This is a genomic window from Candidatus Viridilinea mediisalina, from assembly GCF_002532535.1.
GTDB classification, from domain to species: domain Bacteria; phylum Chloroflexota; class Chloroflexia; order Chloroflexales; family Chloroflexaceae; genus Viridilinea; species Viridilinea mediisalina.
The window spans coordinates 1-2,456 of the sequence record NZ_NQWI01000041.1 but is presented as its reverse complement, the minus strand read 5'-3'; the positions used below and the strand labels follow the sequence as shown (position 1 = coordinate 2,456).

Here is a 2,456-nt window from a genome sequence, read left to right as displayed (position 1 = left end):
TTCTGTGGTGAAAATCTCTGTGCCTCTGTGGTGAAAATCTCTGTGCCTCTGTGGTGAAAATCTCTGTGCCTCTGTGGTTCAATACTCTGTACCTCTGCACCTCGCTCCTACCTCACCTCAAGCAGCACCACACTCAACATGCGCCCTGGCGCTTGCGCTTCAGGTTCAGCCGGGGCGCTCAGGGAGAGGCGCTGCTCGCCGGGCGGTAGCAACAGGTGCAGCGTGCGAGCCTGGGGTTCGGCAGAAACCGGAATGGGCCACTGGTCAAGCCACATTTCATCAAGCATAAGCGTCAACTCACGCGGCTCCTGGTAGCTCTTCAAGGCGAGGTGCAGCGCAAAACGCTGTGGTTCTGCATCAGGATTAAAGAGGCGCAATTCAGCCTGCTCACTCATCCAGCGCCAGCGTCGTCCATCCTGATACTCTTCGGGATGCCAGCCGTCCCCAAAGAAGGCAAAGGGTCGCGGCGCAACGACAGGTACCGGGAAGGCCGTCAGGGTTTCATCGCTATAGATGGGCGCAACCCCGGGTAGCACTTGGCTTATGGCTTCAGCCACAAGCGGGCGACGTTCAGGATGCATGGCATCCCAATTAACAATAACCTGACGGATTTGATAGTAATTAAAGATCGCTACTGCTGTACCGGCTGGATCAAGCATCTGTTCACGTTCAGGCTGGAGGTGCAAGAAGGAGCGAATACCGGGGGCAACCAGCAGATCATAGGCGGGCGTGCGCGCCAGATAGCCACCAATAAGCGTTGCGCCATGAGTCATTTGCGCCTTTTGGGGCTGCACATTCTTATACAGGGGCACCGGCACATGGAGCAGCACGCCATCTTCAGGGCCAAGGGTGTGGTAGTAGGGATGGATTGCAGCCGAATGGTTCTGCCGCTGCATTGGCAGCAGTTCAAACAGGCAGAGCGCAATGATCACAACGGCAACACTGTGCTGGCGTTGACCAGCGCGGGCCAAGAGTTCACGAACACCTAGCGCAACCAAGGGGGCCAGTGCGAGGGTGGTGAGCATGGTGAAACGCATGGGGCGCAGGCCAAAGGCGGCACCGGGCAAGGCTTGGATCAGTTGGTAGGGCAAGGGAATGCCTGTGCGCCAGGTGGCCACCAGGAGCTCTGGCCCCAACGCAAAGAGCATACCCACACCCGCGAGGATCGCCCAGCGCCAAGCGAGCCTACGGGCCATGCCGAGCCCTAATGCAGCCAAGAGCAGAATCGTATAACCCAGGGCCACATTCCAATCACCACTGAGTTGGTGCCATCCTGCCCCCGCCGTTCGGTGTACCAATGGCCCCCAAAGTGGGTGCAAATAGCTTGGTAGCGCAAAATCAACCAGGTTGGCCGAATAGGCGCGCAAATCTTCTGGATTAACCGCATCCAAGCTGCGGTCATCCCTATAGAGGCTCCAAAGGCCCGGCAGCAGTGCCGGAGCGAGCAAGAGTAGCGCTAGGGCACCAATCATGGCCCATTGGCGCACGGCTACCACCCAAGGGCGTTGCCACCAGAGCAGTGCAAAGATGCTGCTCCAGACCAACATAAAGAGCAGGTAGTACCAACTGGTATAACCAGTCAGCGCCAGCATCAGGCCCGCCAGCAGCGCATCGCGCACACGCCGATCTTCCACGGCACGTAGCGCAAAGAAGGCATAGAAAGCGGGCCATTGCAGCGCAATCAGTTCCAGTTGACCATCATAGAGCCGCGTGAGGTGGAAGGGCGACCAAGCAAAGGCCAAGCCACCCACGAGGGCCGCCAGGTGATGGCCGGTCACCCGCAGAGCGAGGAGGTAACCCGCTACACCTGCCAGCACAAAGGCGAGCAAGACGACGCTGTTGTAGCCTGCCACCGGCCCAAAGGCAAGCGTGATCGGCAGCACCAGTATGCCATTACTCAGATTGAGCGGCTGCACATAGAGCAACGCCTGATCGGGATGGTAGAGCAACGGCGTCACAAAGGGATTCTGGCCGGTAGTAATGGCTTGAGCCGCCCACCAGAGGTGCCACACATTCTGCCAGCCATCCATGTTCGCAATCGGGCCACCCATAATCGCCGTGGCAAAATAAGGCAGCACCGGCCCCAAGGTGATCAAGCTGAGCAAGAGGTAAATGGTGGTGGCCGCAAGGAGCCAAACTGTATTGCGATCTATGTACTCACGTTTCACAAAGGCTCCTACGATGTTTGTTAGAGAGGAGGCGAGGGCGCGAAGATGCGAGGATGCGAAGCCAGCACATCCTCGCGTCCTCGCGTCCTCGCCTCCTCGCGCCCTCGCCTCCTCGCGCCCTCGCCTCCTCGCCTCCTCGCCTCCTCGCCTCCTCGCCTCCTCGCCTCCTCGCCTCCTCGCCTCCTCGCCTCCTCGCCTCCTCGCCTCCTCGCCTCCTCGCCTCCTCGCCTCCTCGCCTCCTCGCCTCCTCGCCTCCTCGCCTCCTCGCCTCCTCGCCTCCTCGCCTCC

General features: G+C 59.9%; 1 protein-coding gene. It reads right to left on the bottom strand.

Annotated elements, in window-relative coordinates:
• Nucleotides 1-107: 107 nt before the first annotated feature.
• Nucleotides 108-2,168, bottom strand: a complete 2,061-nt coding sequence (locus tag CJ255_RS10535) for a putative glycosyltransferase family protein (RefSeq protein WP_097644061.1) — start codon at nucleotides 2,166-2,168, stop codon at nucleotides 108-110.
• Nucleotides 2,169-2,456 lie beyond the last annotated feature (288 nt).